Consider the following 3,343-nt stretch of genomic DNA (forward strand, 5'->3'; position numbering starts at 1 on the left):
CATGGCGATGGTCAAAGCGCTTAACCGGATCACGCTATTAGGAATGCCGAACAGTATTCGCATCACGTAACAATCGACCCGATGGGGCACAGTCGTTACAAGTTCTGATTTATTCAACAAAGCCGTGAAGATAGTGAGGAAAAGAGGTAAAAAAAACGCCAGCCCGAAGGCTGGCGTTAACTTACAGGTTACTGGCGATCAGGCATAAACCGGGAAACGCTCGCAAATAGCGAGGACTTTTTGTTTCACGCGTTCAATGGTCGCTTCGTCATTGATGTTATCCAGGACGTCACAGATCCAGCCTGCCAGCTCACGCACTTCCGCTTCCTTGAAGCCACGACGGGTTGCCGCCGGCGTACCGATACGGATACCGGAGGTCACAAACGGGCTCTTCGGATCGTTCGGCACACTGTTTTTGTTAACAGTAATGTTAGCGCGATCCAGAGCCGCATCGGCTTCTTTACCGGTCAGGTTTTTGCTTACCAGATCGAGCAGGAACAGGTGGTTGCTGGTACCACCAGAAACCACGTTGAAACCGCGCGTCAGGAACACCTCAACCATGGCCTCGGCATTCTTCGCCACTTGTTGCTGGTAAACTTTGAACTCAGGTTCCATTGCTTCTTTCAGCGCGACCGCTTTACCGGCGATAACGTGCATCAACGGGCCACCCTGACCGCCAGGGAACACAGCAGAGTTCAGCTTTTTGTACAGTTCTTCATCACCGCCCTTGGCCAGAATCAGGCCGCCGCGCGGACCCGCCAGCGTTTTATGGGTAGTGGTCGTGACGATATGCGCATGGGGAACCGGGTTAGGATAAACGTCAGCCGCGACCAGACCCGCAACGTGTGCCATATCCACAAACAGATAAGCACCAATGCTGTCAGCGATTTCACGCATTTTCGCCCAGTCAACCACGCCTGAGTAAGCAGAGAAACCGCCTACGATCATTTTCGGTTTGTGGGTTTGTGCCAGTTCAGCCATTTCTTCGTAATCGATTTTACCGCTTTCATCGATACCGTAAGGAATCACTTTGTACAGTTTTCCAGACAGGTTAACCGGAGAGCCGTGGGTCAGGTGACCGCCGTGAGCCAGGTTCATCCCCAAAATGGTATCACCCGGTTGCAGCAGCGCGGTATACACGGCAAAGTTGGCCTGAGAACCGGAGTGTGGTTGCACGTTAGCGTAGTCAGCACCGAACAACGCTTTAGCACGGTCAATCGCCAGTTGCTCTACGATGTCAACGTATTCGCAGCCGCCGTAGTAACGTTTGCCGGGATATCCTTCCGCATATTTGTTGGTTAACTGAGACCCTTGAGCCTGCATAACACGTGGGCTGGTGTAGTTTTCTGACGCTATCAGTTCAATATGCTCTTCCTGACGCACCACTTCTTGCTGCATCGCGTGCCACAGTTCGGCATCGTAATCGGCAATGTTCATTTCACGCTTTAACATCCGCATCTCCTGACTCAGCTAACTATATGTACAGTAAAAATGCCCGCAACGGGTATTGGCCTATAGTGTAAACCGTTTATCCACTTGCATGATAGGGCTTGACAGAGGTTTTTACGCAAACGATTAGCTTCAAGCAGCACAAGGCTTAGCGGCCTGATGACTTCATGCGCTGGCAAGGGAGTTTTCTTCATCTGCATCCTGCATTTTCCTCATTTTGTGTTCCCGCCGACACAATAAACACCAACACAAAGCAGGGATTTACAACGCGTCAACGCTCGAATAAGATGTATTAAAAATACATCTTATAAAGCCACCTAGAGTCACCATGCTAGACGCAAAAACCATCGCTACCGTAAAATCGACCCTGCCCTTGCTGGCAAAAACCGGCCCGGCACTAACCGCCCATTTTTATCAGCGCATGTTCAGCCACCATCCTGAACTGAAAGACATTTTCAACATGAGTAATCAGCGCAATGGCGATCAGCGAGAAGCCTTATTCAACGCTATCTGCGCCTATGCGGCCAACATCGACAACCTCTCGGCGCTGCTGCCTGCGGTGGAGAGTATCGCACAGAAACATGCCAGCTTCTCGATCCAGCCTGCGCAATATGGCATCGTTGGCGAGCATCTGCTGGCCACGCTGGACGAATTGTTTAGCCCTGGCGAGGAGATATTGGATGCCTGGGGCAAGGCGTATGGCGTATTGGCTGATGTTTTTATTCAGCGTGAACGCGCCCTTTATCAGGATGCGGCCAGCCAGCACGGCGGCTGGGAAGGCACGCGCCGCTTTCGCATCGTGAAAAAGCAGACGCAGAGTGCGCTGATCGCCAGTTTTACGCTGGAACCTGTCGATGGCAAACCGGTGGTGGATTTTAAACCCGGTCAGTATTTGGCAGTCTACATCCGCCACGACAGCCTTACTCATCAGGAGATTCGCCAATATTCCCTGACGCACGCCCCCAATGGCCGCACTTATCGCATTGCGGTAAAACGCGAGGCTCAAGGAACCGTTTCCGGCTATCTGCATGACATGGCACAGGAAGGCGATATCATTTCACTGGCTGCCCCCCACGGGGATTTCTTTTTAACGGCCTCCCCTACCACACCGGTCACTCTTATCTCTGCGGGCGTAGGGCAAACACCGTTACTCAGCATGCTGCACCAGTTAAAAGATCAGTCGCATGGGGCGGACGTCCTGTGGTTGCATGCCGCTGACAACGGCGATGAGCATGCCTTTGGTGATGAACTGGCGCAAATTAACCAGCAATGGCCCACATTGACACGTTACGTATGGTATCGCCAACCCGGTAAAGACGATCGTCCTGGTGAAGATTTTCACTATCAAGGCGTAATGATGCTGGACAAACTGGCGTACCGCCTGGCCGATGCCAGCATGCATTTTTATCTGTGCGGCCCGGTGGCCTTCATGCAATTCGTCGCTCGCCAGCTCCTCGCATTGGGCATCGCACCCTCACAGCTACACTACGAATGCTTTGGCCCACATAAAGTCGTGTAATGCGCCGACTCGCAAACCCCTACCGCGCGGGCAAACGCACGCGCGGTAATCTTATCCACGATCACAAATTTATGCTCCCACCCGATCCGGTAATGATAAAAAACGGTATCGATCACAAAAATCCGCCACACCATAATTAAAATAACGTTTCATTTTAAAAAAACGCAGTTTTAGCTTATTGATTTGCTCCGCGGCCTGTCTGCATCCCACTTTTTTGGCCGAACTAACAAGGAGTTTGTGTAAGAATCATTAGGCTGTGTCCCTTAATTGCTTGAGCTATAGTATCCATCTGTTTCTACGACACTTTGGATTATGGCTCGCTACGATCTTTCTGATGAAGCATGGGCAATCATTGAGCCCTTGTTACCAACCGTT

The 3,343-nt window shown here is 51.5% G+C and carries 2 protein-coding genes and 1 pseudogene; 2 read left to right on the top strand and 1 reads right to left on the bottom strand.

Annotated features, from left to right (window positions below; genetic code table 11):
* A pseudogene (locus tag ACTBDZ_RS16275) lies at positions 1-70 on the top strand (surface-adhesin E family protein); the annotation flags it as partial.
* A gap of 128 nt (positions 71-198) precedes the next feature.
* Here the strand turns inward: ACTBDZ_RS16275 and glyA are convergent.
* Entirely contained in the window at positions 199-1,452 is a 1,254-nt protein-coding gene (glyA, locus tag ACTBDZ_RS16280; protein WP_438816083.1) for a serine hydroxymethyltransferase, read from the bottom strand.
* A 325-nt stretch (positions 1,453-1,777) separates the two neighbouring features.
* Between glyA and hmpA the strand changes: the two genes are divergently transcribed.
* Complete coding sequence (hmpA, locus tag ACTBDZ_RS16285; protein ID WP_438816084.1) at positions 1,778-2,968, top strand: NO-inducible flavohemoprotein; 1,191 nt, start codon at positions 1,778-1,780, stop codon at positions 2,966-2,968.
* The last annotated feature ends 375 nt before the right edge of the window (positions 2,969-3,343 follow it).

The organism is Symbiopectobacterium sp. (genome assembly GCF_051710365.1).
Classification (GTDB): domain Bacteria; phylum Pseudomonadota; class Gammaproteobacteria; order Enterobacterales; family Enterobacteriaceae; genus Symbiopectobacterium.